This is a genomic window from Cytobacillus sp. GQ23 (assembly GCF_059758675.1).
In genome coordinates this window covers 151,602-174,002 of record NZ_JCAXER010000005.1, presented here as the reverse complement: position 1 = coordinate 174,002, position 22,401 = coordinate 151,602, and the positions used below count along the sequence as shown (strand labels likewise).

General features: G+C 42.6%; 26 protein-coding genes and 2 other annotated features. Of the genes, 22 read left to right on the top strand and 4 right to left on the bottom strand.

What is annotated here, in order from left to right; translation table 11 throughout:
- The 7 genes from AC6CHU_RS06385 to AC6CHU_RS06355 all read left to right on the top strand — a co-directional run bounded on the left by AC6CHU_RS06385 (position 1) and on the right by AC6CHU_RS06355 (position 5,909).
- Complete coding sequence (locus AC6CHU_RS06385; RefSeq protein ID WP_159862769.1) at positions 1–1,872, top strand: PTS fructose transporter subunit IIABC; 1,872 nt, start codon at positions 1–3, stop codon at positions 1,870–1,872.
- A 429-nt stretch (positions 1,873–2,301) separates the two neighbouring features.
- Entirely contained in the window at positions 2,302–3,168 is an 867-nt protein-coding gene (locus AC6CHU_RS06380) for a GNAT family N-acetyltransferase (RefSeq protein WP_498120786.1), read from the top strand.
- A gap of 123 nt (positions 3,169–3,291) precedes the next feature.
- Entirely contained in the window at positions 3,292–4,089 is a 798-nt protein-coding gene (locus tag AC6CHU_RS06375; protein ID WP_498120784.1) for a DUF2935 domain-containing protein, read from the top strand.
- Between the two features lie 88 nt (positions 4,090–4,177).
- Positions 4,178–4,432: a protein YuzH gene (locus AC6CHU_RS06370; protein WP_498120782.1), complete on the top strand. Its 255-nt coding sequence runs from the start codon at positions 4,178–4,180 to the stop codon at positions 4,430–4,432.
- A gap of 161 nt (positions 4,433–4,593) precedes the next feature.
- On the top strand, positions 4,594–4,656 hold the full coding sequence (locus tag AC6CHU_RS06365; RefSeq protein ID WP_220182004.1) for a hypothetical protein: 63 nt from the start codon (positions 4,594–4,596) through the stop codon (positions 4,654–4,656).
- A 278-nt stretch (positions 4,657–4,934) separates the two neighbouring features.
- A complete protein-coding gene (locus AC6CHU_RS06360) occupies positions 4,935–5,060 on the top strand; it encodes a hypothetical protein (protein ID WP_268891644.1) in 126 nt (41 codons plus the stop codon).
- Positions 5,061–5,129: 69 nt separating this feature from the next.
- Positions 5,130–5,909, top strand: coding sequence for an alpha/beta fold hydrolase (locus AC6CHU_RS06355; protein ID WP_498120780.1), 780 nt, complete (start codon positions 5,130–5,132; stop codon positions 5,907–5,909).
- Between the two features lie 36 nt (positions 5,910–5,945).
- Here AC6CHU_RS06355 and bcbE read toward each other — a convergent pair whose 3' ends face one another.
- Positions 5,946–7,205: a bacillibactin exporter BcbE gene (gene bcbE, locus AC6CHU_RS06350; protein ID WP_498120777.1), complete on the bottom strand. Its 1,260-nt coding sequence runs from the start codon at positions 7,203–7,205 to the stop codon at positions 5,946–5,948.
- 181 nt (positions 7,206–7,386) lie between these two features.
- Here bcbE and AC6CHU_RS06345 point away from each other — a divergent pair, with 181 nt between their 5' ends.
- From AC6CHU_RS06345 to AC6CHU_RS06285, 13 genes are all read left to right on the top strand, one after another.
- Positions 7,387–8,019 carry an MOSC domain-containing protein gene (locus tag AC6CHU_RS06345; protein WP_498120775.1) on the top strand — a complete coding sequence of 211 codons (633 nt, stop codon included), beginning with the start codon at positions 7,387–7,389 and terminating at the stop codon, positions 8,017–8,019.
- Positions 8,020–8,079: 60 nt separating this feature from the next.
- Positions 8,080–8,331, top strand: a binding site (T-box leader).
- A 139-nt stretch (positions 8,332–8,470) separates the two neighbouring features.
- Positions 8,471–8,714, top strand: a binding site (T-box leader).
- A 68-nt stretch (positions 8,715–8,782) separates the two neighbouring features.
- Positions 8,783–10,174 carry an anthranilate synthase component I gene (trpE, locus tag AC6CHU_RS06340; protein ID WP_498120802.1) on the top strand — a complete coding sequence of 464 codons (1,392 nt, stop codon included), beginning with the start codon at positions 8,783–8,785 and terminating at the stop codon, positions 10,172–10,174.
- Positions 10,171–10,782 (top strand): anthranilate synthase component II, encoded by a 612-nt coding sequence (locus AC6CHU_RS06335; RefSeq protein WP_159862775.1) that lies wholly within the window; start codon positions 10,171–10,173, stop codon positions 10,780–10,782. The genes trpE and AC6CHU_RS06335 overlap by 4 nt, the downstream gene beginning before the upstream one ends.
- Positions 10,754–11,779: an anthranilate phosphoribosyltransferase gene (gene trpD / locus AC6CHU_RS06330; protein ID WP_498120772.1), complete on the top strand. Its 1,026-nt coding sequence runs from the start codon at positions 10,754–10,756 to the stop codon at positions 11,777–11,779. The genes AC6CHU_RS06335 and trpD overlap by 29 nt, the downstream gene beginning before the upstream one ends.
- Complete coding sequence (gene trpC, locus AC6CHU_RS06325) at positions 11,780–12,568, top strand: indole-3-glycerol phosphate synthase TrpC (protein WP_159862777.1); 789 nt, start codon at positions 11,780–11,782, stop codon at positions 12,566–12,568.
- Entirely contained in the window at positions 12,565–13,188 is a 624-nt protein-coding gene (locus AC6CHU_RS06320) for a phosphoribosylanthranilate isomerase (protein ID WP_498120770.1), read from the top strand. The genes trpC and AC6CHU_RS06320 overlap by 4 nt, the downstream gene beginning before the upstream one ends.
- A complete protein-coding gene (gene trpB / locus AC6CHU_RS06315) occupies positions 13,185–14,390 on the top strand; it encodes a tryptophan synthase subunit beta (protein WP_159862779.1) in 1,206 nt (401 codons plus the stop codon). Before AC6CHU_RS06320 ends, trpB begins: the two co-directional genes overlap by 4 nt.
- Positions 14,387–15,172, top strand: coding sequence for a tryptophan synthase subunit alpha (gene trpA, locus AC6CHU_RS06310; protein WP_498120768.1), 786 nt, complete (start codon positions 14,387–14,389; stop codon positions 15,170–15,172). The genes trpB and trpA overlap by 4 nt, the downstream gene beginning before the upstream one ends.
- Positions 15,173–15,327: 155 nt before the next feature.
- The gene (locus tag AC6CHU_RS06305; RefSeq protein ID WP_159862781.1) at positions 15,328–16,116 is read left to right on the top strand and encodes an ABC transporter ATP-binding protein; all 789 of its coding nucleotides are present in this window, start codon (positions 15,328–15,330) and stop codon (positions 16,114–16,116) included.
- A complete protein-coding gene (locus tag AC6CHU_RS06300; protein ID WP_159862782.1) occupies positions 16,100–16,855 on the top strand; it encodes an ABC transporter permease in 756 nt (251 codons plus the stop codon). The genes AC6CHU_RS06305 and AC6CHU_RS06300 overlap by 17 nt, the downstream gene beginning before the upstream one ends.
- Positions 16,856–16,871: 16 nt before the next feature.
- Positions 16,872–17,864 (top strand): aliphatic sulfonate ABC transporter substrate-binding protein, encoded by a 993-nt coding sequence (locus AC6CHU_RS06295; RefSeq protein WP_498120766.1) that lies wholly within the window; start codon positions 16,872–16,874, stop codon positions 17,862–17,864.
- Between the two features lie 289 nt (positions 17,865–18,153).
- Positions 18,154–18,732, top strand: coding sequence for a LemA family protein (locus tag AC6CHU_RS06290; protein ID WP_159862784.1), 579 nt, complete (start codon positions 18,154–18,156; stop codon positions 18,730–18,732).
- Positions 18,729–19,469, top strand: coding sequence for a TPM domain-containing protein (locus AC6CHU_RS06285; protein ID WP_159862785.1), 741 nt, complete (start codon positions 18,729–18,731; stop codon positions 19,467–19,469). Before AC6CHU_RS06290 ends, AC6CHU_RS06285 begins: the two co-directional genes overlap by 4 nt.
- A 35-nt stretch (positions 19,470–19,504) precedes the next feature.
- On the opposite strand, the gene AC6CHU_RS06280 is transcribed toward AC6CHU_RS06285, so the two are convergent.
- Positions 19,505–20,110, bottom strand: a complete 606-nt coding sequence (locus AC6CHU_RS06280) for a methyltransferase domain-containing protein (protein WP_498120763.1) — start codon at positions 20,108–20,110, stop codon at positions 19,505–19,507.
- 120 nt (positions 20,111–20,230) lie between these two features.
- Here AC6CHU_RS06280 and cdaS point away from each other — a divergent pair, with 120 nt between their 5' ends.
- Positions 20,231–20,830, top strand: a complete 600-nt coding sequence (cdaS, locus tag AC6CHU_RS06275) for a sporulation-specific diadenylate cyclase CdaS (protein ID WP_159862787.1) — start codon at positions 20,231–20,233, stop codon at positions 20,828–20,830.
- Between the two features lie 33 nt (positions 20,831–20,863).
- Here cdaS and AC6CHU_RS06270 read toward each other — a convergent pair whose 3' ends face one another.
- A complete protein-coding gene (locus AC6CHU_RS06270; RefSeq protein WP_201306480.1) occupies positions 20,864–21,019 on the bottom strand; it encodes a PIN domain-containing protein in 156 nt (51 codons plus the stop codon).
- A 98-nt stretch (positions 21,020–21,117) separates the two neighbouring features.
- Here AC6CHU_RS06270 and AC6CHU_RS06265 point away from each other — a divergent pair, with 98 nt between their 5' ends.
- Positions 21,118–21,804, top strand: a complete 687-nt coding sequence (locus tag AC6CHU_RS06265; RefSeq protein WP_498120761.1) for an SOS response-associated peptidase — start codon at positions 21,118–21,120, stop codon at positions 21,802–21,804.
- Positions 21,805–21,817: 13 nt separating this feature from the next.
- Here the strand turns inward: AC6CHU_RS06265 and AC6CHU_RS06260 are convergent, their stop codons facing one another.
- The gene (locus AC6CHU_RS06260) at positions 21,818–22,282 is read right to left on the bottom strand and encodes a DinB family protein (protein ID WP_251284008.1); all 465 of its coding nucleotides are present in this window, start codon (positions 22,280–22,282) and stop codon (positions 21,818–21,820) included.
- Positions 22,283–22,401: the final 119 nt, after the last annotated feature.

The window sequence follows — 22,401 nt, the reverse complement described above, 5'->3', positions numbered from 1 at the left end:
ATGAGAATAACAGAATTGCTGACAAGAGAAACGATTCTGCTTTCAATGAGCGGAACAGGCAAAATGGATGCCATAAATGGCTTGGTAAGCCAGCTTGATGCAGCCGGGAAGCTTCATGATCGGTCTGCGTTTAGGGATGCCATTATTAAAAGGGAAGAACAAAGCACAACAGGCATAGGTGACGGAATAGCCATTCCGCATGCCAAAACGGGTGCTGTCAAGGAGCCTGCGATTGCTTTCGGGAAATCAGCTAAAGGTGTAAATTATGAATCGCTTGATGGTCAGCCGGCACATCTATTTTTCATGATTGCAGCCCCAGAAGGAGCAAATAATACCCATTTGGAGGCTTTATCGAGGCTTTCATCAATATTAATGAACGAGGAAGCACGCAAAAAACTTAGACAATCTGCCTCTGCTGACGAAATTATTGAAATCATTGACAGCTATGACGAGACAGAAGATGAGGAAGACCAAAATATTGCTGACAGTAAGCGCTTTGTAGTGGCGGTAACAGCTTGCCCAACAGGAATTGCCCATACTTATATGGCAGCTGATTCACTAAAGGCCAAGGCAGCTGAAATGGGCGTTGATATTAAGGTGGAAACTAATGGCTCAAGCGGTGCAAAAAATGTTTTGACACCGGACGAAATTGCGAATGCAGCAGCGGTTATAGTTGCAGCAGATACCAAGGTGGAAATGGAGCGTTTCAGCGGGAAGCATGTCCTTGAAACGGCAGTTGCTGATGGCATCCGGAAACCTAAGGAGCTTATTGAAAAAGCGCTTAATCAGGATGCTCCTGTTTACAAGGGAGGAAGCGCGGACAGCAGCAAATCCGCCGGAAATCAAAAAGAACAAAAAGCCGGAATTTATAAGCATTTAATGAATGGCGTATCCAACATGCTTCCATTTGTTGTGGGCGGAGGAATCCTGATTGCCATTTCCTTTATGTTCGGCTATAAAGCAGCAGATCCTAATGATCCGTCATACCATCCTATCGCTGAAGCGCTGATGACCATTGGCGGAGGGAATGCATTTGGATTAATCGTTCCAATCCTTGCAGCGTTTATTGCCATGAGCATTGCGGACCGTCCCGGCTTTGCTGCTGGCGCAGTCGGCGGAATGCTGGCTGTATCCGGAGGGGCAGGTTTCCTTGGCGGCATCATTGCAGGCTTCCTTGCAGGTTATGTAGTAGTTGGGTTGAAAAAAGTATTTGCAGGCCTGCCTTCATCTCTTGAAGGAATTAAAACGATTTTGCTCTATCCGCTCTTTGGAATTGCTTTCACAGGATTACTGATGCTTTATGTAGTCAATAAACCAGTGGGAGCATTAAATACTGCTATTACCGAGTGGCTTTCAGGTCTTGGCACTGGAAACGCTGTCCTGCTGGGAGCGGTGCTTGGGCTGATGATGGCGTTTGATATGGGAGGCCCGGTTAATAAATCAGCATACGTATTTGGTACGGGGCTGCTTGCAAATGGAGTATATGAGCCAATGGCTGCGATCATGGCAGCAGGCATGGTGCCGCCTCTTGCCATCGCGCTTGCAACGACTTTATTTAGAAATAGATTTACCAAACAGGAACAGGATGCAGGAAAAGCAAATTATATAATGGGATTTTCGTTTATAACAGAAGGCGCAATCCCATTCGCAGCCGCAGATCCATTGCGTGTCATCCCATCCATCATGGCAGGGGCTGCCGTTGCAGGTGCCATCTCCATGATGGCTGAAATCGGATTAAGGGCGCCGCACGGCGGAGTCTTTGTGGTCCCTCTTGTCGATGGACCATGGGGGATTTATCTTGCTGGAATAATAGCAGGTGCTCTGCTGTCCGCTGTCCTTATGGGATTTTTGAAAAAGCCTATGAATAAATGATGTATGAACAAGAGCCGGTACTTGATGTATCGGCTTTCATTTTTATGAAAGGCTGTTTTCGCTAATATTTACTGAGTTGATTGCAGGGCAGGCTATCAAAAATGAATGCGCATTTCCTTCGCGCGGTGTTTAATGAATGCCCAGCTGTTCGCTGAACAGCATGAAGCGGAATCAATCGGCAATGTTGAAAAGCAAAATAATCTATTTATACGAAAAGGGTCTTTGTAAAAAATACTTTCTAAATAGATTGAAAAAACAGAAAATAAATGTTTTAATTAAAATAAACTAATTAGTCTATATTTTTTGTGTTTAAATAAACTGTTCGGTCTATTTAAATGGAGGTGGTGGAAATGGCCATTATCATTGTAATTAAAAGAGGGAATAAAAAATAAATAACAGTGCTTTATCATACTTGAAGGAGAAGCGTTTATGAAAATTAAAAGACTTTCCCAGTGTACCCTGGAGGAGGCATTGACTGCCTGGAATAGGGGATTTGAAGGCTATTTAGTGCCCATTAAGATGGATATCCAGTCATTTGTTAATCGAATGATATTCGAAGGTCTTTCGCCTGAAAAATCAATAGTTGTGTTTATGCAAGGAGAGCCTTGCGGAATTATTATGAATGGATTCCGGGAAATTGATGGCAGGAAAATAGCCTGGAACGGAGGAACGGGAATCGCTCCTGAACTCCGGGGAAAAGGACTTTCTGCAGCAATGATGACAGAGGTGCTTAACATCTATAAAGCTGAGAATGCTCACACTGCTGTCCTCGAAGCAATTGAAGAAAATGAAAGGGCGATTAAGCTGTATAAAAAAGCAGGCTATGTGATAACTGATCACTTGCTTCATTTAAACAGGAGGCTTACATATAAAGAACTGGACTCCTTACAGGAAAACAGTTATTCCCTAAAAAGAGTATACCCTGAACAGCTGCAGTCACTTAGCTTTTATGACAGCGCCGCTGCCTGGCAGTGCCAGTGGCAAAGTGCAAAGCACGGAGAAGCGGCTGTGCTTATAGGTGAAGATGGGAAAGCAGCTGGCTACATTTTATATAAAAGAATACTGGAAGCCGATGGACGTACAGACCGCATTATTATCTTTCAGCTAAGGTTCAGCAATGGAAATGTTAATAGAAAAGTAATGGGAAGCATCCTTGGCCAACTGTTCCTGGATAGGGATGATTCTATTGATTTCACTGCAGTTAATATCTCTGTCTCCAATCCTGTCTCAAATGCTTTACTTAAAATGGGATTCGAAAAAAAGATTGGCCAGGTAATGATGGAAAAGCCGCTATAGTAGACCTGCCTTACAATTCTCCCCTTTCTGCCAAAAACTAAGCTGCTGATTAAAAATGCTTAGGCATAATTTCAGCTGGCCTCTGATATGTTTTTATGAATAAGCTAAAAAGGGGAGATACACTTGGCTGAGGAATATGAAAATGCTGCAAAATTTGAACACGGCTTTTGGCTGCAGATTTTGGGCGATCATGCACGCTTTATACATGATTCGCTATCACCGAAGGAAAAAGACAGCATTGAACGGGCAAATTACTTCATACAAACCTTTGATCAGCTGTTAGGAAGGGTTGAAGTGGATAATCTCGAGGAGTTGAGCCGGAGGGCGGAACAGGAAGCTAAAAAGCTGAGGGAATTTAAATTGAACCTGCTGGAACGACATTTGACAGGGAAAATAACCATTCATCTTGGCCCGGTTTTTATTAACCATATGGTCAATGAACTTGAAGAATATATGCTTGTCCTGCAATATTTAACTAAGGGAGAAACCCCGCCTGTTTTTCATGAGCTCCATCACCATTTAATCTGGCTTCTGGACGCAGCAGGGCATGCAGGTGCCATATCGGACAATATGGAACGGGTTGAGATGAAAATAAAAAACGTCAGTGATGGCTATACAAAGGATTTTGAAGCCTTTTATTTAAAGGCTGTAGAAATGTCCGGCTTCCTTCGGACTAATGTTGAATCATTCCCAGCACTGCGGAAGTTTAACAGCGATGTTTCGCTTGAAATGTCTTTGTTTATGAACTTCCTTAATGAAATCGAAGAGCTTGAATTAAGCAAAGAGGCATTGGGAACATTTGCACCTTTAATGGCGGACCACATGTACCGTGAAGAATGCTATTACCTCTCAAAGCTTGCAGAGTCCACTCAGTCTGAAATGCCAAAATGTGATCCGGCCAAGCCAAGGCTTAAAGAATAATTTCAAAGCTGCCATTTCCGGCAGTTTTTTTGTATTCAGAACATGAATCCATGTTTTCCGGGTAAAGGAATATAAAAAGGCTGATATCATGAAACTGATAAAATGGAGTTATATGCGGAGAAATCAGGTAAAGGGGTTATTTGACTGTTTTCCTGATGAAATCATTATTTTTAAAAGGATACGAAATTTTTATTTTATCCACAGTGCGGAATGGAGAGAAAACCCCCAGCTAATTGGGAAAGAGCAGCTTGAAGAAATGGAGTATTTGCTTAACCAGGAAATGGGTTTCCTTCATGGATATCTTCAAAGGAAATCGGCAGACAACTTAGAAAGTAAAATTTGAAAAAATAGGAAAGAAGAATCAATTTACCCAAAATAGAACATACGTTCGACTAAATGGACAGGAATGTGGTATAATAAAGAAGCAATGGGAGTTTCTCAAGGGTGGTCGGCTAGCCCCGTACTGAAAGGGGGTGATGCCTTTTGACAGTTTTCGAATCGATCATGATGATGATTTCTTTTTCCAGTCTGATCATTGCTGTCATGACTTTTAACCATAAAAAATAGACCTCCCTTGATCTGACAATTGAGGGAGAGGTCTATGTCATAGACATGCCGATCCCCTAAGGGAACGACTATTGCGAATGACCGTGGGTGCGGCAACACCTGCGGTCGTTTTTTATTCATATTCTTAATTCAAGGATATCATATACGTCTTAGAAAGTCACGGAAATAAGCCTGTCGCATGATCACTTATAGTATATGCCGATCTCGGCAAAAAATCCATAATGATCCTTAGCCTGGTGTGAAATACTAAAATGGCATCGATATAAGGAGGAACTGATATGACAAAGCGCAATATTAAGACTAAATCAGGATTGCAGAGTACAAAGAAAAGCATTAATGAAATGGAGTTCTCCAAAGAGCTTGGGCCAGAAAGCAAAAACGCAAAAAAGACAAGGCCTGACTGATGTTGGCAATAAAAAATTAACCATGATGGGGCAGACTAAAACTGTCCCATTTTTTTATGGAGCAGTCGTATGGAAAGGACGATCCATTTGCCGGTATTGACTTTAGAGGATACAAAAATTTTTTATGAAACGATGGGCAAAGGTGTGCCGATTATCTTTATACATCCCCCTGCTATGGGAAGAAAGGTATTTTATTATCAAGGCCTGCTTGCTGAGCACTTTCAGGTTATTTTTCCTGATCTGAGCGGAAACGGAGATACCATTGGGCCAGAGAAAACAGTAACTATTAAAGGATATGCTGAAGAGATAAAAGCTGTATTAGACCACTTGGATATTGAAAAAGCTGTTATTCTGGGCTATTCATCAGGCGGTATAATTGCTCAGGAGTTTGCCCTTTCATATCCGGAAAGGACACTTGGAGTTATTCTCTCAGGAGGGTTTCCCGAGGTGTTATCCGAAACCTACAGATATGAGCATATTCTGGGCATGTACTTTGTGAAGCACTTCCCGGGTTTCCTGAGGTATGTAATAGCATCGAGCCATACAAATGATAAAAAGGTCAGAGACGAGATTCTGGAACATATGAAAAAGGCAAATCACACCATGTGGTTTCAATTTTATGATCGATCACTCCACTATTCCTGCACTGACCGCCTGAGGGATTTACATGTTCCGCTTCTCCTGATTTATGGCTCAAGAGACTTTGTTAATCAGCATATTAGAAGCTATAGAAGATATGTCAGCTTTCAGGCGGCCATCATAAAAGGCGTTTCCCATCAGGTGCCAACTAAAAAGTGGAAGCTGTTCAATCAGGTTGTAACTGGTTTTGTACTGCAGCAATTTAAATAAAGAAATCCGTATCGTCATTGAACGATACGGATTTTTTCAGGTATCATTTGCGTCAGGTTTGATCGCGATAATGGCTGCAAGGGCGGCAAGAATAGTAACTCCGCTTAATATATAAAATAGCCCCCGATCCGAATGCTTTAACAGAATGGCAATGACCGGCGGCCCTCCTGCAACCCCAATAAATCTCATTGAACTGTATAGCGAAGTAATGGTGCCCCGTTCTTCTTTTGCTATTCCCTCCGTAATCAGTGCATCCAATGAAGGCAATGCTACGCCAATGCCAACACCGGCAAACAGGAACATGCTGATCATGAACCACATATTATTTGAAAAGCTTAAGATCGCAGTTGCAGCTGCCACAAGCCCTGAGCCCAGGAAAATGATCCACTTCATCAGTATTTTATTTTCTTTTATTTTTTTTCCTGTTAAATACGATGAAAGGCATAATGCGCCAAGCGGGACAGCCAGGAGAAGGCCTTTTTTAACATCTTTAATATCATATGTCTTTTCAAGCACATCAGATAAATAGAAAAGTATCCCGAAGAGAACAAACATGAGAATGGCGCCAATAAAAAAAATTGCGTAAAGCCATTTTCCATTGTTTTTAAAGGTATCCTTGATATTGCTCCAAAATTCCTTCAGCGGAATTGGCTCTTCTCTTTTATTGGGTGTCTTAACAAGAAAGAAAACCAGCAAAATTGAAATGGTACAAAAAACCGGAAATGAAAAAAACGGCAAATACCAAATAAACCCTGCCAGAAACGCCCCAAGAATAGGGGATAGAACTTTTCCGAATGTATTGGAAGTTTCAATCAGGCCAAGGGAGCTGCTGACATCATCATCATTTTTAAACATATCCCCGACCAAAGGCATAACAATTGGTGCCGCACCTGCAGCCCCCACACCCTGCAATGCCCTCCCGGCCAGTATAATCCAGTAGGCATCCGCCATTTTCCATGCTGCCCAACCCGAGATCAGCCCGCCAATTCCTGCAATCAGAAGACTTGGTATAATGACCTTTTTCCGGCCGATATGATCCGATAAAAAGCCTGCAATCGGGATCAATATAATGGCGACAATACTGTATACGGTAATGATCATGCTGGTTTGGAATGAAGTAATATTTAGTTTATTTTCCATCGCCGGCAGAACAGGAATCAGCATGGAATTCCCCAGCGTCATAACGAGAGGAATCGAAGAAAGAGAGAGAATGGCCCATTTTTGATTATGAGCATCATCACCGGACTTCTTTTTAGCTTTGGAATTTACAGATTGTAAATTTTCAATGTGCTCCATATTTCCGACCTGCCTTTTCGTTAATCAAACTAGTCTTAATATGGGCTAATTGGAGGAAAACTAACTAGAAAAAGCTCTGTCTTTTTATGGGAAAATTCAATTTCTGGAAGAATATGTTTCGAATTGCTAAATAGAATGCGTTAAAATATTTAGAAAAGAGAAATCTGGTGAGGGGGATTATGTGAAGGAGATTATCGCCTTAAGCATAGGAAAGCCAAAAAAGCACAGCTGGAAAAACAAAGAGGAAATCTCGGGAATTGGCAAAGAGAGAATAAACAGTGTGTTTTTAACGAAGGAAGGTTTTCAGGGGGATGGAGTGGCTAATACTGCGTTTCATGGCGGCCTGGACCGTGCAGTTTGCCTATACCCTTACGAACATTACGGGAAGTGGGAAAAAGAATTTAAAAAGACATTCTCACCGCCTTCATTTGGTGAAAATATTTGTGCAGGGAACATGCTGGAAAAGGATGTTTTTATAGGTGACACGTTTTCACTGGGAGAATCTTTCATCCAAATAACACAGGGGCGTATCCCGTGCTCCACAATATCAAAGCATAACAGGGAAGACCGGCTTTTAGGCAGAATTGTTGAAACCTGCTTCACAGGCTACTTTTTCAGAGTGCTGAAAGAAGGAACTGTAACAGCAGACAGCGTCCTTAAGCTCGTGGACAGAAAGCAGGAAAAGGTATCGGTTCTGCAAGGGAATTTTATCATGTTCCATGACCGCAAAAACCGTAATGCAATTGAAGAATTGCTGAGGATTGAGGAGCTTGCAGATGTCTGGAGGGAAAAGCTGGAAAAAGATTTAGTTTAAAAAAATAAAAAACACTCTTGACATTTTTCATTTATCGGAATAGTATAATAAGCAATATATCGATTGGCAATGACAAAGAGTAGTAACTGCTGGTGAAGCTAAAGAGAGCTGATGGTTGGTGGAAATCAGTGTGGAAGTGGCAGTGAATGGACTTTCGAGCCTCCAAACCGAACCTTTTAAGCAGTAGGCTTTGGCGAACGGTCTCATCGTTACAAGAGACAGATATTCAGGCGATCTTCGCTTTGATATCTGTTTAAGTGAGCTGATTGATTCAGCTAATGAAGGTGGCACCACGGGTCTCTCGTCCTTTTTTGACGGGAGGCCCTTTTTTATTTAGCTTAGGAAATGTACAGAATTTTCGCATCATGATAACCTGTCCAGTGCAAGCAGCCTGCTTCCTCAAGGGCTGGGGTGGGCAAGGCGCTTCCGCTTTATTTAAAAGCTTTAATACTTTAAATCGCTGAGCAAGAGGAGTAGAATGATTGGAATCCGTCCAAGAGAGCCGGGAATGGTGAGAGCCCGGTACGGAAAGTCATTCGAATGGACTTGCGAGAGGCTTCCCGAAAGATAGTAGGGAAGCACGGGTTTCCGCCGTTAAAAGGATAGGGTATCGATATTTTTTCCGTACCCGAAAAAGGGAGCAGCATTTTGCTCTGAAAAGAGGTGGCACCACGTTCACAAGACACGTCCTCTATACCCACAGCTACTGTGTGTATAGAGGGCTTTTTTATTTTCTTTAAAGAACTGGAGGAAAGATAAATTGATGCCAAAATTGGATGAAACGTATATTATCGAAGAACTCGAGGGTGACACATTAACACCCATTTCCATCTATCAGAGAATGAGCGGAAGAAAGAAATTCCTGTTAGAAAGCTCGCTAAAGCATGAAAAATCGGGAAGGTATTCCTTTATTGGCGCAGATCCTGTGATGGAACTAAAAGGGGAAGAGGCCAGGACATTAGTTTCTGCCGGAGGAAAAACAGATGTATATTCTGAAAAGCCGCTCGATGTTGTTAGAAGACTGATGCCTGAGCAAAAACCTCACCCGTTTGAAAGCTTCCCATTCTGTGGAGGAGCTGTTGGATACGCAGGATATGATGTCATCAGGCAATACGAAAATATTGGAATGATACCTCATGATGAGCTGAATGTACCAGATGTACACCTTATGTTTTTTGAGGAAGTGGCTGTTTTTGATCATCTGGAGCAAAAGGTATATCTCGTTGCCATGCCTTTGATGGCAGGAACCGATGAATCCAAGCTTCGTGAAAGATTACAGAAGAGAAAGGATGAAATACAGAAGGGGACCGTGGCAATTGAACCGGAAGCAGCATCACTGTCAGCTTTTAAAGCTTCGATATCTAAAGAAGACTTTATTGAAAAAGTAAATAAAGCCAAGTCCTATATTGAAGAGGGTGACATCTTCCAGGTGGTGCTTTCTCAGCGGTTAAAAGCAGAACTAACTGGTGATCCTTTCGCATTTTACCGAAAATTGCGGGTGCAAAATCCCTCCCCCTACATGTACTATCTTGATTTTGGAGAATATGCGGTGGCAGGGGCATCACCGGAAAGTCTTATAAAAGCTGCAGGAAACAAAGTAATCACCAACCCTATAGCAGGAACAAGGCCAAGAGGCAAGACAGATGACGAAGACCTGCAGCTTGAAAAGGAACTGATAGAAGATGAAAAGGAGCTCGCAGAACACAGAATGCTGCTCGATCTGGGGAGAAATGATCTGGGCCGTGTCTGCGAATTTGGAACAGTCACTATAGAAAAAAATATGGTAATTGAGAGATATAAGCATGTCATGCACCTTGTATCCGAAGTGGGCGGCAGGCTAAAATCTCCACACACAGCGATTGATGCCTTAATAGCATGTCTGCCTGCTGGAACAGTTTCAGGTGCTCCAAAAATTAGAGCAATGGAAATCATCAATGAACTTGAAACAATGAAAAGAGGAATTTATTCAGGTGCAGTCGGCTATTTTTCCGGGAACGGCAATATGGATTTTGCCCTGGCAATCAGGACAATGGTGATTAAAGATGGCTATGCCTATATACAAGCCGGTGCGGGCATCGTGCATGATTCTATTCCTGAAAAAGAGTACGAAGAAACACTTCATAAATTAAAAGCATTTTTGGAGGACAAAAAATGATTCTGCTGATTGATAATTATGATTCATTTACATTTAATCTTTATCAGTATCTTGGTGAACTGGGTCAGGAAATTAAAGTTGTAAGGAATGATCAAATAACAATCGATGAAATTGAAAAACTGAATCCCGATGCAATTGTTCTTTCCCCCGGACCGGGAAGGCCAGAAAAAGCGGGAGTGATTGTGGAAGTTATTCAGCAATATTACAGGAAGCTTCCTATCCTGGGTATTTGCCTGGGCCATCAAGCTATCGGCTATGCCTTTGGTGCAAGAATTGAAAAAGCAAGGAAAATCATGCATGGTAAGGTGTCTAAACTTAAGCATAATGGATCTCAGCTATTCCAATACATGCCGCAGCCAATCAGCATTATGCGCTATCACTCCTTAATTATTCAGTCGGGAACTTTGCCTGTCAGCTTTAAGGTTTTGGCCAGATCGATGGATGACAATGAAATTATGGCTATCAAGCATGAAGACTACCCTTTATACGGTTTGCAATTCCATCCGGAGTCTGTGGGAACAGACCTTGGAAAAAAGATATTGGAAAACTTTTTACAAACAATCGGGAGGGACAAAAAGAGTGAAAACAATACTGCAGAGGTTATCTGATCGGGAGTCACTAACAGAAGCAGAAATGAAGGAAGCGATGGATAATTTATTTGCCCATGATGTGACGGACAGTGAGATTGCGGCATTTATGGTAAGCCTTAAAACAAAAGGGGAAACAGTTGAAGAAATTGCAGGCATTGTAAAAGCCATGAGGGATAAATCTCTTTCATTTAGAAAGAAAATTCCTAATGTTTTGGATAATTGCGGTACGGGAGGGGATGGTTCAAGCAGTTTTAATATCAGTTCCACTTCTGCCTTTGTAATTGCAGGTGCCGGTATTCCAGTTGCCAAGCACGGAAACCGGAGTGTATCCAGCAAAACAGGCAGTGCCGATGTTTTGGAGCATTTGGGGATAAATTTAAATCACCCGCCAGAGCGCACGGAGGAGATTTTGGAGGAAATCGGGATTGCGTTTCTTTTCGCCCCTCATGTGCATCCGAATATTAAAAGGATCATGAAAGTGCGCAAGGATTTAAGGATACCGACAACCTTCAATCTAATTGGGCCATTAACCAATCCGGTTGAACTTGACAATCAGCTTCTGGGCATCTACCGGAGAGATTATATTGAAATGTTTGCAGAAGTGTTAAGAGCTTTGGGAAGAAAACGGGCAGTTGTTTTAAATGGTGCAGGGTTCATGGATGAGGCATCCTTGCAGGGGGAAAATCACCTGGCCATCCTTCAAAACGGCATAGTAACAAAAAAGGTTCTCCACCCTGAGGAAGTAGGCTTATCAGTCTGCAGCAATGACGAAATCAAAGGAGGAGATTCCAGGGAGAATGCGGAAATCCTTCTGAGTGTCCTGAAGGGAGAAAAAGGTGCAAGAAGAGATACGGTCCTTCTGAATGCCGGGATTGGCATCTTTACAGGCGGCAGGGCTGAAACCATTCAAGAGGGAATCCATTTAGCCAAAGAAAGCATTGATTCGGGAGCTGCATTACAGAAGCTTCATCAGTTAATTGAAGCAAGTAAAAGTGTCCAAAAAGAGGTGATATAAGTGGGAACAATTTTAGATCAAATACTGGCTGAAAAAAGAAAAGAAGTCATCGAGCTGAAACAGGAGGTAATCGAGGCTGCAGAATCCGCTGGAAAACGCTCATTTATAAAAAGGCTTGAGTTAGGGAACGACCTTGCTGTGATTGCCGAATTCAAAAGAGCCTCACCATCCAAAGGTGATATAAATACCGGGCAAAACCCCGCGGATCAGGCATTATTTTATAAAAAATATGGCGCAGATGCGATTTCCGTTCTGACAGACAACAGATTTTTTAAAGGCAGCTTTAATGATCTGTCTGCTGTTAGAGAGACAGTTGACCTGCCGATCCTCTGCAAAGACTTTATTGTGGATGAGGTGCAGATATTAAAGGCAAAAGAAACCGGGGCAAACCTGATTTTGCTAATTGCTGCTGCCATGGATGCAGAACGGCTTCAGGAGCTTTTCGATTTTGCTGAAGGTGAAGGACTCGAGGTATTAATGGAGGTTCATAATGCAGAAGAATTGGAAATAGCTCTTAGAACTGGTGCACAGCTGATCGGAGTCAACAACCGGAATTTAAAAACGTTCGAAGTAGACCTGGGGGTGACAGAAAGGCTTGCCCCTCTTATAAAGAAGGCGGGAAGATTCCTGGTCAGTGAAAGCGGGATTAAGTCTGAAGACGATGTCCGGCGTGTCATTGCAGCTGGGGCCAACGCCATTCTTGTCGGAGAAGCATTCATGCAGGCAGATAATCTGGAAGGGCTTTTGAAGGCCATGAAGATCCCTTTGCAGGGGGCTGTCAGACAATGAGGGTGAAGATTTGCGGAATCAGGGATATAAGCACGGCACTTTCCGCTGTTGAAAACGGTGTGGATGCCCTGGGATTTGTTTTTGCTGAAAGCAAAAGAAAAATTAGACCTGAGACAGCGGGAGAGATAATCAGAAAACTTCCAGGAGAAGTATTAAAAGTCGGAGTATTTGTAAATGAGACGAAAGCGGCAATTGAAGAAATAGCAAAAATTTCAGGGATCAATGTCATTCAGCTTCATGGAGATGAACCGCCGGAATTTTGCAGCTCATTCTCCTTGCCGGTTATAAAAGCTTTGAGCATTGGTTCCCCGGATGATCTATCTCAACTGGATGAATATTCATGTGAATATGTACTTCTTGATAGTCCGAAAGGGAAGTATCGGGGGGGCAACGGGGTACCGTTTGATTGGTCACTCCTAAACAGATATTCAATAAATGATAAGAAAATCATCCTCGCAGGAGGGCTCAAGCCGGAAAATGTGGCCGAAGGAATAACAGCAGCCAATCCTTATATGGTTGATGTAAGCAGCGGGGTTGAAACTGAAGGTAAAAAAGATCTGGAGAAAATAAAAAGATTCATAGATAATGCGAAACGTATGGAGAGGGAGGAAGTAAAATGAACGCAGCTTATACATTGCCAGATGAACGGGGGCATTTTGGAGAATTTGGAGGAAGATATGTGCCTGAGACACTAATGCAGGCTATAATTGAATTGGAGAATGAGTATAAGAAAGCCCAAGCCGATGAAGGGTTTCAGACCGAGCTGCAATCACTGCTGAAAGACTATGTCGGACGGGAAACTCCTCTTTATTTTGCTGAGAACCTCACAAAATACGCTGGCGGTGCGAAGGTCTATCTTAAAAGAGAAGATTTGAATCACACAGGAGCCCATAAAATAAACAACTCACTCGGCCAGGCTCTATTGGCACAGCGAATGGGTAAACGTAAAATCGTAGCTGAGACGGGTGCAGGGCAGCACGGAGTCGCCACAGCTACAGCATGTGCTCTTTTAAATCTGGAATGCATTATTTTTATGGGTGAAGAGGATATAAGGAGACAGCAGCTGAACGTATTCAGAATGGAATTGCTCGGAGCGAAGGTGGTAGGGGTGCATTCGGGAAGTGCCACTTTAAAAGATGCAGTCAATGAAGCGCTTCGCTACTGGGTTACGAACGTCGAGGATACACATTACATCCTTGGCTCTGTGATGGGCCCGCATCCTTTCCCTATGATAGTACGGGATTTCCAAAGTGTTATCGGAAATGAGACGAAAAAGCAATATCTTGAAAAAGAAGGCAAACTCCCTGAGGCAGTTGTAGCCTGCATTGGAGGAGGGAGCAATTCAATGGGAATGTTTTATCCTTTCATTAAGGATGAATCAGTCCGCATGATCGGGGTGGAAGCGGCAGGATTGGGGACAGATACAGAAAAACATGCTGCCTCCTTAACAAAAGGAACTCCGGGAGTTCTTCATGGCGCATTAATGTATTTGCTGCAGGATGAACACGGACAGATTCAGGAGGCCCATTCCATCTCTGCAGGACTTGATTACCCCGGGGTAGGCCCGGAGCACAGCTATTTAAAAGATAGCGGGAGGGCCGAGTATGAATCGATCACAGATGATGAGGCACTGGATGCGCTAAAGCTGTTATGCAAGCTTGAGGGCATTATTCCGGCCCTAGAGAGCTCTCATGCAGTTGCGTACGCATTAAAGCTTGCGCCGCAAATGAAAAAAGACGAAGGTATCATTATCTGTTTATCCGGCAGAGGGGACAAGGATGTAGAAACGGTGAGAGCAAGATTAGGAGGGAAAGGACAATGAACCGGATCGAAAAAGTTTTTCAGAATCTAAAGCAAAATAATGAAAAAGCATTTGTGCCATATATTATGGCTGGTGATGGGGGCTTGGACACGCTCGCTGAGAAAATTACATTTCTCGAGAAAGCAGGAGCAACAGCCATAGAAATCGGGATTCCGTTTTCCGATCCGGTCGCAGATGGGCCTGTAATCCAGCAGGCAGGCATCCGGGCTTTAGAAGCCGGAACAACTCTTAGGGGCGTATTAGCAGCAGTTGCGGAAATCCGCCCTATCGTTCACATCCCGCTTATTTTTATGACATATATGAATCCGATCATGGCTTATGGTATTGGCAATTTTATTTCTGATGCCTCAAGCAGCGGGGTTGACGGGCTCATTTTGCCTGATCTTCCTGCAGAGGAAGAAGAGATTATTGCACCAATTGCAGAAAAAGCCGGAATCGAAATTATTCGTCTTGTAACATTGACGAGTCCGGTAGATAGGATTCAGGAGATTGCAGGCAAAGGAAGAGGCTTTTTATACGCTGTAACAGTTAATGGCATCACCGGTGCAAGAAAAGGATTTAAAGAAGAACTCGGAAAGCATTTGAAAAGGGTTAAAGAGGTAAGTCCGATTCCGGTATTGGCAGGCTTCGGAATTTCTGAACCCCAGCATGTTAAAGAAATGAATCAGCATTGTGACGGGGTAATTGTGGGGAGCAGGATTATCGAGCTTTTTCAAAGCGGAGATTTAGCAAAAGTTGAAGAGCTGATCGCTTCATCTAAAATAGAAGAAATTAAATTATGAAACAAAAGCTTTCTCCCTGGTGGAGGAGGCTTTTTTGTTTTATTATGCTCCTTATTAAAAATATTGATTGTAAAGGTTGACATGCTAAGTGAATACATTATAATTACAAGTAATCCGAGTAAATTAATGAGATTTATAGGAATAGGTGATCTTGAATGTTCATTGAGATAAATGAGGTAAATAAACAATATAGCGATAAAGAAAATCGTCCTGTTGATGTCTTGAAAGATATCAATCTATCGGTTGAAAAAGGCCAGTTTGTCTCTATTTTAGGACCTTCAGGATGCGGAAAGTCTACACTTCTTTCAATCGTCGCTGGTCTGACTAAAACTACTTCAGGCCACATTCAAATCGATGGGAAAACCATAACAAAGCCTGGAAAGGACAGAGGAATGGTTTTCCAGCAGGCAGCATTATTCCCCTGGCTGACAGTCATGGAAAATGTCACGTTTCCGCTGAAAAAAGAAATGAAGAAGAAGGATGCTGAGGAAGCGGCACTTAAGTATCTGCAAAAGGTGCAGCTGGGTAAATATATATCCCATTATCCTCATGAACTTTCTGGAGGAATGCAGCAAAGGGTAGCAATTGCGAGAGCACTTGCCATGAACCCTGAAACACTTCTAATGGATGAACCATTCGGAGCTCTTGATGAACAGACCCGTTCACGTCTGCATGGACAGCTGGAAACCATTTGGACAGAGACAAAGAAAACCATTCTTTTTGTTACTCACAGCATCTCTGAATCTATTAAGCTGTCAGATCGGATCATTGTTATGGGAACAAAGCCGGGAACTATTTTACAGGATATAATGGTGGATATTCCCAGACCGCGTGAGGAACACAAGAAAGAAATGCTGGAGATTGAAGAACACATAATGAAATACCTGAAAAAGGAAATTGATAAAGTTGTCAGCGAGGAGCTCCAATATGCAAACAGCCATTAAACGAATCATATTTTTTGCAGCGGTCATTGCATTTTGGGAAATCGGATCACGGCTTGAACTCTGGCACCCGCTGATTTTCCCTTCCCTGTCCAGTGTTTTCAATGCACTTGTTGAAGGGTTTCAGGATAAAACACTAATCTATGATTTAATCGCAAGTTTTAAGCGGCTCGCAATCGGTTTAACAATCAGCCTTATTCTTGGGACCCTGATAGGAATTCTGTTAGGGAAATCCAAGACTGCTGATGAAACACTGGGTGCAGTCATTCTTGCTTTGCAAAGTGTACCCAGCATTGTCTGGCTGCCTATCGCGATTATGTGGTTCGGCTTAAATGAAAAAGCCGTTATTTTTGTGACCATACTTGGCGGAACATTTGTAATGGCTCTTAACATGAGAACAGGTATTAAAAACGTTTCACCACTATACATCAAAGCAGCTCAAACAATGGGTGCGACTGGCATTGACTTATTCACTAGAGTCATCTTTCCAGCATCCATTCCTTACGTAGTAACCGGCTCACGTCTTGCCTGGGCATTCGCCTGGCGGGCACTGATGGCCGGTGAGCTTTTAAGCACAGGACCTGGATTGGGCTACACACTTCGATATGCTTCAGACTTTGGAAGAATGGATATCGTAATCGGTGTCATGATTATCATTGGAGCAATCGGAATGATTGTTGACCAATTCATATTCCAGCGCATAGAAAAATCGGTTAGTAAAAAATGGGGACTTGAGTCTTAAATTTGGAGGGGTATTTATGAAAAAGGCGTTTTTATGGGCTGCTATATTATTTATGTTTACCGGGCTGCTTGCGGGCTGCGGATCATCTGAGAAAAGCAGCGGCAAGGAAGACAAAATTGTCATCGGTTATTTTCCTAATATCAACCATGTGCCGGCAATGGTTGCGAAAGATCAAGGATATTTTGAAAAACAGCTCGGCGATGGAACAAAAGTCGAATACAAGACATTTGCTGAAGGCGGTTCATTCATGACTGCTCTTAAAACAGGTGATATTGATGCAGGTCTTGTAGGGCCAGGACCAGCAATGAACAACTTCTCAACCGGCGCTGACGTTAAAATTATCGCGGGTGCTTCAACTGGCGGAACGGTTGTCCTTGCCAGAGAAGGAGTAGAAATTAACTCACTTGAGGACTTCCAGGGAAAAACGTTTATTACACCTGGCGTAGGCTGCACACATGATGTACAGTATGAGACATATCTTGAAGAAGCCGGCATTACATCAGCAAGGATTGGCGGTACTATGAAGCATTTAACTGGCAATCCTGCACAATATGCAAGCATGCTGAAAACAGGCAAAGTTGATATTGCAGTTGCCCCAGAACCATGGGCAGCCGTCATCGAACAGGAAACAAACGCAGAAGTGGTAATAGGTTGGGATGAAGTATCCTTTGGTGAAACACTTCCGGCATCTGTTTTAGTTGCAACGGGTGACGCAGTGGAGAACAGTCCTGAAAAAGTACAGAAAATTGTGGATGCGCATAAAGATGCTGTGAAGTTTATTGAAGAAAATCCTGAAGAAGCAAAAGCTATTACAATCAAGGACATTAAAGAAGTAACCGGACAGGAGCTGGAAAAAGAAGTAGTAGACCGCGCCTGGGAAAGAATCGGGTTCACTTATGATGTTGATGCAGACACAATCCAGGAATTCGCAGATTCTTCCTACACGCTGAAATTCCTGAAGGATAAACCGGAATTCAGTGAACTGATTGCAAAGAACTTTATTAAATAAGCATATTTGGACCGGAGCCCTGGTGGGTTCCGGTTTTTCTGTGTTACAGGGTTTGACGGAATTAAGAAGCGCAAAAGAGTAGGAATCTCCCACATGCAGTTCCCGAGAAACTATATGATAATTACCATTTACCTGGCAATCCAGCACGGGCATAATTCAACGAAAACATTTCCCAGAAACAAATTACCGTGCAATAGCTTCCCGCCTAATATCTTGGTTTAACTTTCTCTCAAAAAAGGAAAAATATCATGCAAGTGATAAAAACAACACAGACATAGGAGTGGCGCAAATGAAAAAAGGCATGGGAGTTTTAATTGCCGTGATTGCGGCAGTAGTCATAGCAGGTATGATGCTGATGTCCAGTTATAACGGATTCGTCAGTGCTGAGGAAGATGTGGATCAGGCTTATTCCCAAATTGAAAATCAGCTGCAGAGAAGGCTGGATTTGATTCCTAATCTGGTTAAAACAGTTAAGGGGTATGCTGCTCACGAGAAGGAGACGATTCAGGCGGTATCAGATGCACGTGCGAGATTGGCGGGAGCCCGTTCGCCAGAAGAGGAAGCAGCAGCAAACGCTGAGCTGTCAGGTGCTCTGAGCCGGCTGCTGGTAGTAGTTGAGAACTATCCCAATTTAAAAGCGGATAAGCAGTTTACTCAATTAATGGACGAACTTGCCGGTACGGAAAATCGGATATCGGTAGCCCGCAAGGATTATAATGACCAGGTTTCTGTATATAACAAAAAAGTAAAAAGGTTTCCAGGTGCAATTGTTGCCGGGATAACAGGCTTTGATGAAAAAGAGTATTTCAGGGCGGATCCATTGGCGAATGAAGCGCCAGAAGTGGACTTTGGAGGCAATGGAGAATGATCATCCGCAGGGTCTTTTTGACCCTTCTTTTAGTAAATGTAATTATGGGGGCTTTCTCAGTCCATGCAGAAGAATCCATACCCCAGCCCGCTGGAGATATTTATGTACAGGACTTTGCAGGTGTTCTAAATGAACAGGAAAAATCAGAACTGAACAGCCTGGGAAGGCAGTTAGAGGATCAGACAACTGCTCAGGCAGCAGTGTTAATTGTTGAAACAATTGGGAACAGGACGATTGAAGAATATGCAAACGAAGCTTTCCGGTCATATGGCATAGGCAGCGCTGCAGAAAATAATGGTGTCTTATTAGTTGTGTCCATGCAGGATCGGAAGGTGCGCATTGAGGTTGGCTATGGGCTTGAAGGCCGAATTCCGGATGGGAAAGCAGGAAGGATTCTGGATCAGATAACAATTCCATATCTCCAGAATGGGCAGCCCAATAATGCGGTAATTGAAACCTATAAGGTGCTTGTACAGGAGGCTGCCGGAGAAGTGAACCTGGGAAACAGCGGCGAATATACTGATGCCGGGAAAGAGGATGGAGGCATTGGCATTCCTTCCTGGCTGCTGATTTTCATTGCTATCGGTTTGCTGTTTCTTGATATTAAATTCTTTGGCGGGACCTTTTCATATGCCATACTATCCATTCTCTCAAGAGGCGGAGGCAGAGGAGGTGGCGGTCCGCGGGGAGGTGGAGGCGGCTCATCTGGCGGCGGGGGAGCCAGCCGGGGCTGGTAAAGCAAAAAAAGCGGGGTTTTCCCCGCTCATTCCTATTATTTAATTCCAGTTACACAAACGGTTAATACAGGACGGGCCTCTTTAAATGAAATGGAAATGGAATGGAATCCTGCAGCCTCCATATCAGCTTTGATTACCTGCCCCAAATTTTTGGTAATGGTTTCATCCGCTCCTTCTTCTCTTGGCTGAACCGTGATGGCAATTTTTCCGTCTTTTTCAAGCATCCCATGCAGATGCTGAAGAGACTCCCTTGGTTTTCTCCAAAGCGGATAATTGTTGACTGAAAATATTTTATTATACCTTTTATCCGGAAAGTAATCATGAACATCTTTCACGAACAATCTGACTTTTCCCTGCTGAATATAGTCATCATTCAGTTTGGCTGCAGCTGTTCTCATATCTTCCGATACATCGACTCCATCCGTTTCTGCATAGCGCCATTGGTCCATAATATGTTTAATGCTATATCCGGGGCCAAAGCCAACTTCTAAAATAGAATCTCTGCGATTTATCTGTAATTGTTCTATCGTCCATCTGTTAATCTTGCGGTTCTCAAAATACATAATTTTCCCGGCGAGCTTTCCCAGTAACCCTTGTGGTTTTTCAAATTGTCTTGCGAAAATATCGAACAAGTCCCTCACCTCGCTGTGTAATACTTATATTTAGTCCCTATAAAGAGGTTCTAAACCTATTCTGTAAAATGGATAAATAATTTTTTACTGGAAAAGGTACTATTATGAATTAAGATTGGAGGAAGTCTGGTGATTTATGGCGAAGAACAGTACCGAAAAGATTTAAACCGGTACATTGGAAGTATTGATGATCAAATTCACTCACTTTCCAAAACCCTTGAGGAATTCAGCTGCTGTATATTATCCGATTTTGAAACCTTGCATAAGACTGTTACAGAAGCCCACGCCATTGCTTCGACTTATTATCTGCAGTCATATTTAGCACCATTTACGAAGGAATACTCAAGCTTATCACTCGCCGCCCAGCACCTGTCCGAAAAAAGGCATGGCGGGCTGATTGTTGTGGAAAGAAGACAGCCGGTAGAAGAATATATACATAACGGGACGCCGATTGGAGCAAAAGTAAGCCACACACTAATCGAAACAATCTTTTACCCGGGGAATCCGCTGCATGATGGCGGAACATTAATTAGAGAAGATACGATAATTTCTGCAGGCAGTATCCTTCCTCTTACTAAAAAAAGCATGGAAGGAAAGAAACTTGGAACCAGGCATAGAGCAGCAATAGGCATCACTGAAAAATCTGACGCGGTTGCGATAGTTGTATCAGAGGAAACAGGGCGGATTTCTTTTGCGGTAGATGGCCAGATTTATACAATTAGGACTTAAAAATCCCCCGTTACCTGGGGGATTTCATCTTAATTAGTTCTTATTAATTTGTTTTCCGCTTTTTTTCTGGCTTTGAGATTTTGTGTTTCCTGCCTGAAACTCGCTTCCGAGTTCAACATCATTTCGCTTATCCTGTTTTTCAATTTGAGCTCTTGTTTGATTAGGATTTTGTCTTCCTTGTTTTGTCATATTACATACCTCCTTTAAAATAGCTGACAGTCTTAATATGTGCTATAGCCGGGAATAGATGAACAATATCTTAAAATTAACTTAAAGAGGTGAATTTAATGTGCGGCAGGTTTACTCTGACGGAAACAATTCAAAATCTTCAGCTGCTGTTTGGGTTTGAATATACAGAAGGGGAGGTTATCCCCCGATATAATATTGCCCCGAGCCAAAATATCTTAACAGTCACCGGCGACGGCAAGCAGAGGATCGGCAGGCAGATGAAATGGGGGCTGGTGCCTTACTGGGCGAAGGATGAAAAAATAGGTTACAAAATGATAAACGCCAGGGCAGAAGGCATTGATTCCAAACCGAGCTTTAAAGGTCCCTTTAGAAACAAAAGGTGCTTAATCCTTGCAGACGGATTTTATGAATGGAAAAAAAGCGAAGAAGGAAAACAGCCTTACAGGTTCATTATGAGAGATGAGCAGCCTTTTGCTTTTGCAGGAATTTGGGATATCTGGAATAAAGGCAAATCTCCCTTATTAACCTGTACAATTATTACAACAGGGCCTAATGAAGTAACAGAAGAAGTCCATGACAGAATGCCGGTCATTTTAGAGGAAAAAGATTTTGAGGATTGGCTGAATCCGCATCTTCATGACACTGCATACTTAAAGTCTTTACTTGAACCTTATCCGGCAGAAAAAATGGATAAATATCCGGTATCATCCAAAGTGAATTCACCAAAAAATGAACTGGCGGAATTAATTTCCCCACTAAATAGTTTATATAAAACGGACGCGTAATGCGTCCGTCTTCTTACCCTCTGCTTACAAATCTCGGAAGCTCCGTATGGCCCATCTCACGTACATAAACAAACAAATTCCCTTTATGATGAATTTCATGATCCATTGCAATCTGCAACAGCTGGCTGCCGGTAAGTTCAATTCCAAAAATCTGTGACATATCAATTTTTCTTTCTAATTCCTCATTGGTTAAAGATGAAATAACTTTAATTGTTTTCTCTGTAAAATTCTCAGCAGCTTCAGATAGATTTGGCGCAATTTCATCGAACTTTTCGCCAAACACTGCCGGGCTGCCATCTTTGATTGTTTTGGCAAACATATAAAATGAAGTAAGCATATGCGTAACCAGTTTACCGGCAGACATGCTTGTTTCTGCTGGTTTATAATCAACGTTATTATTATCAATCTTCCAAATCAGCTCATTGGTCACCTTTCGATGGGATAAAAAATAGGTTAAATATTTTTGTGCTCTTTCCATGCTAATTCCCTCCTAAAAAGATAATCAGATTAACATTTCTCCTTACCTAATGTAAATTCCTTTATATAACAAAAAATTAAGACTGGCAGGAATTCCACTACATTTGTGGAATTATTTAA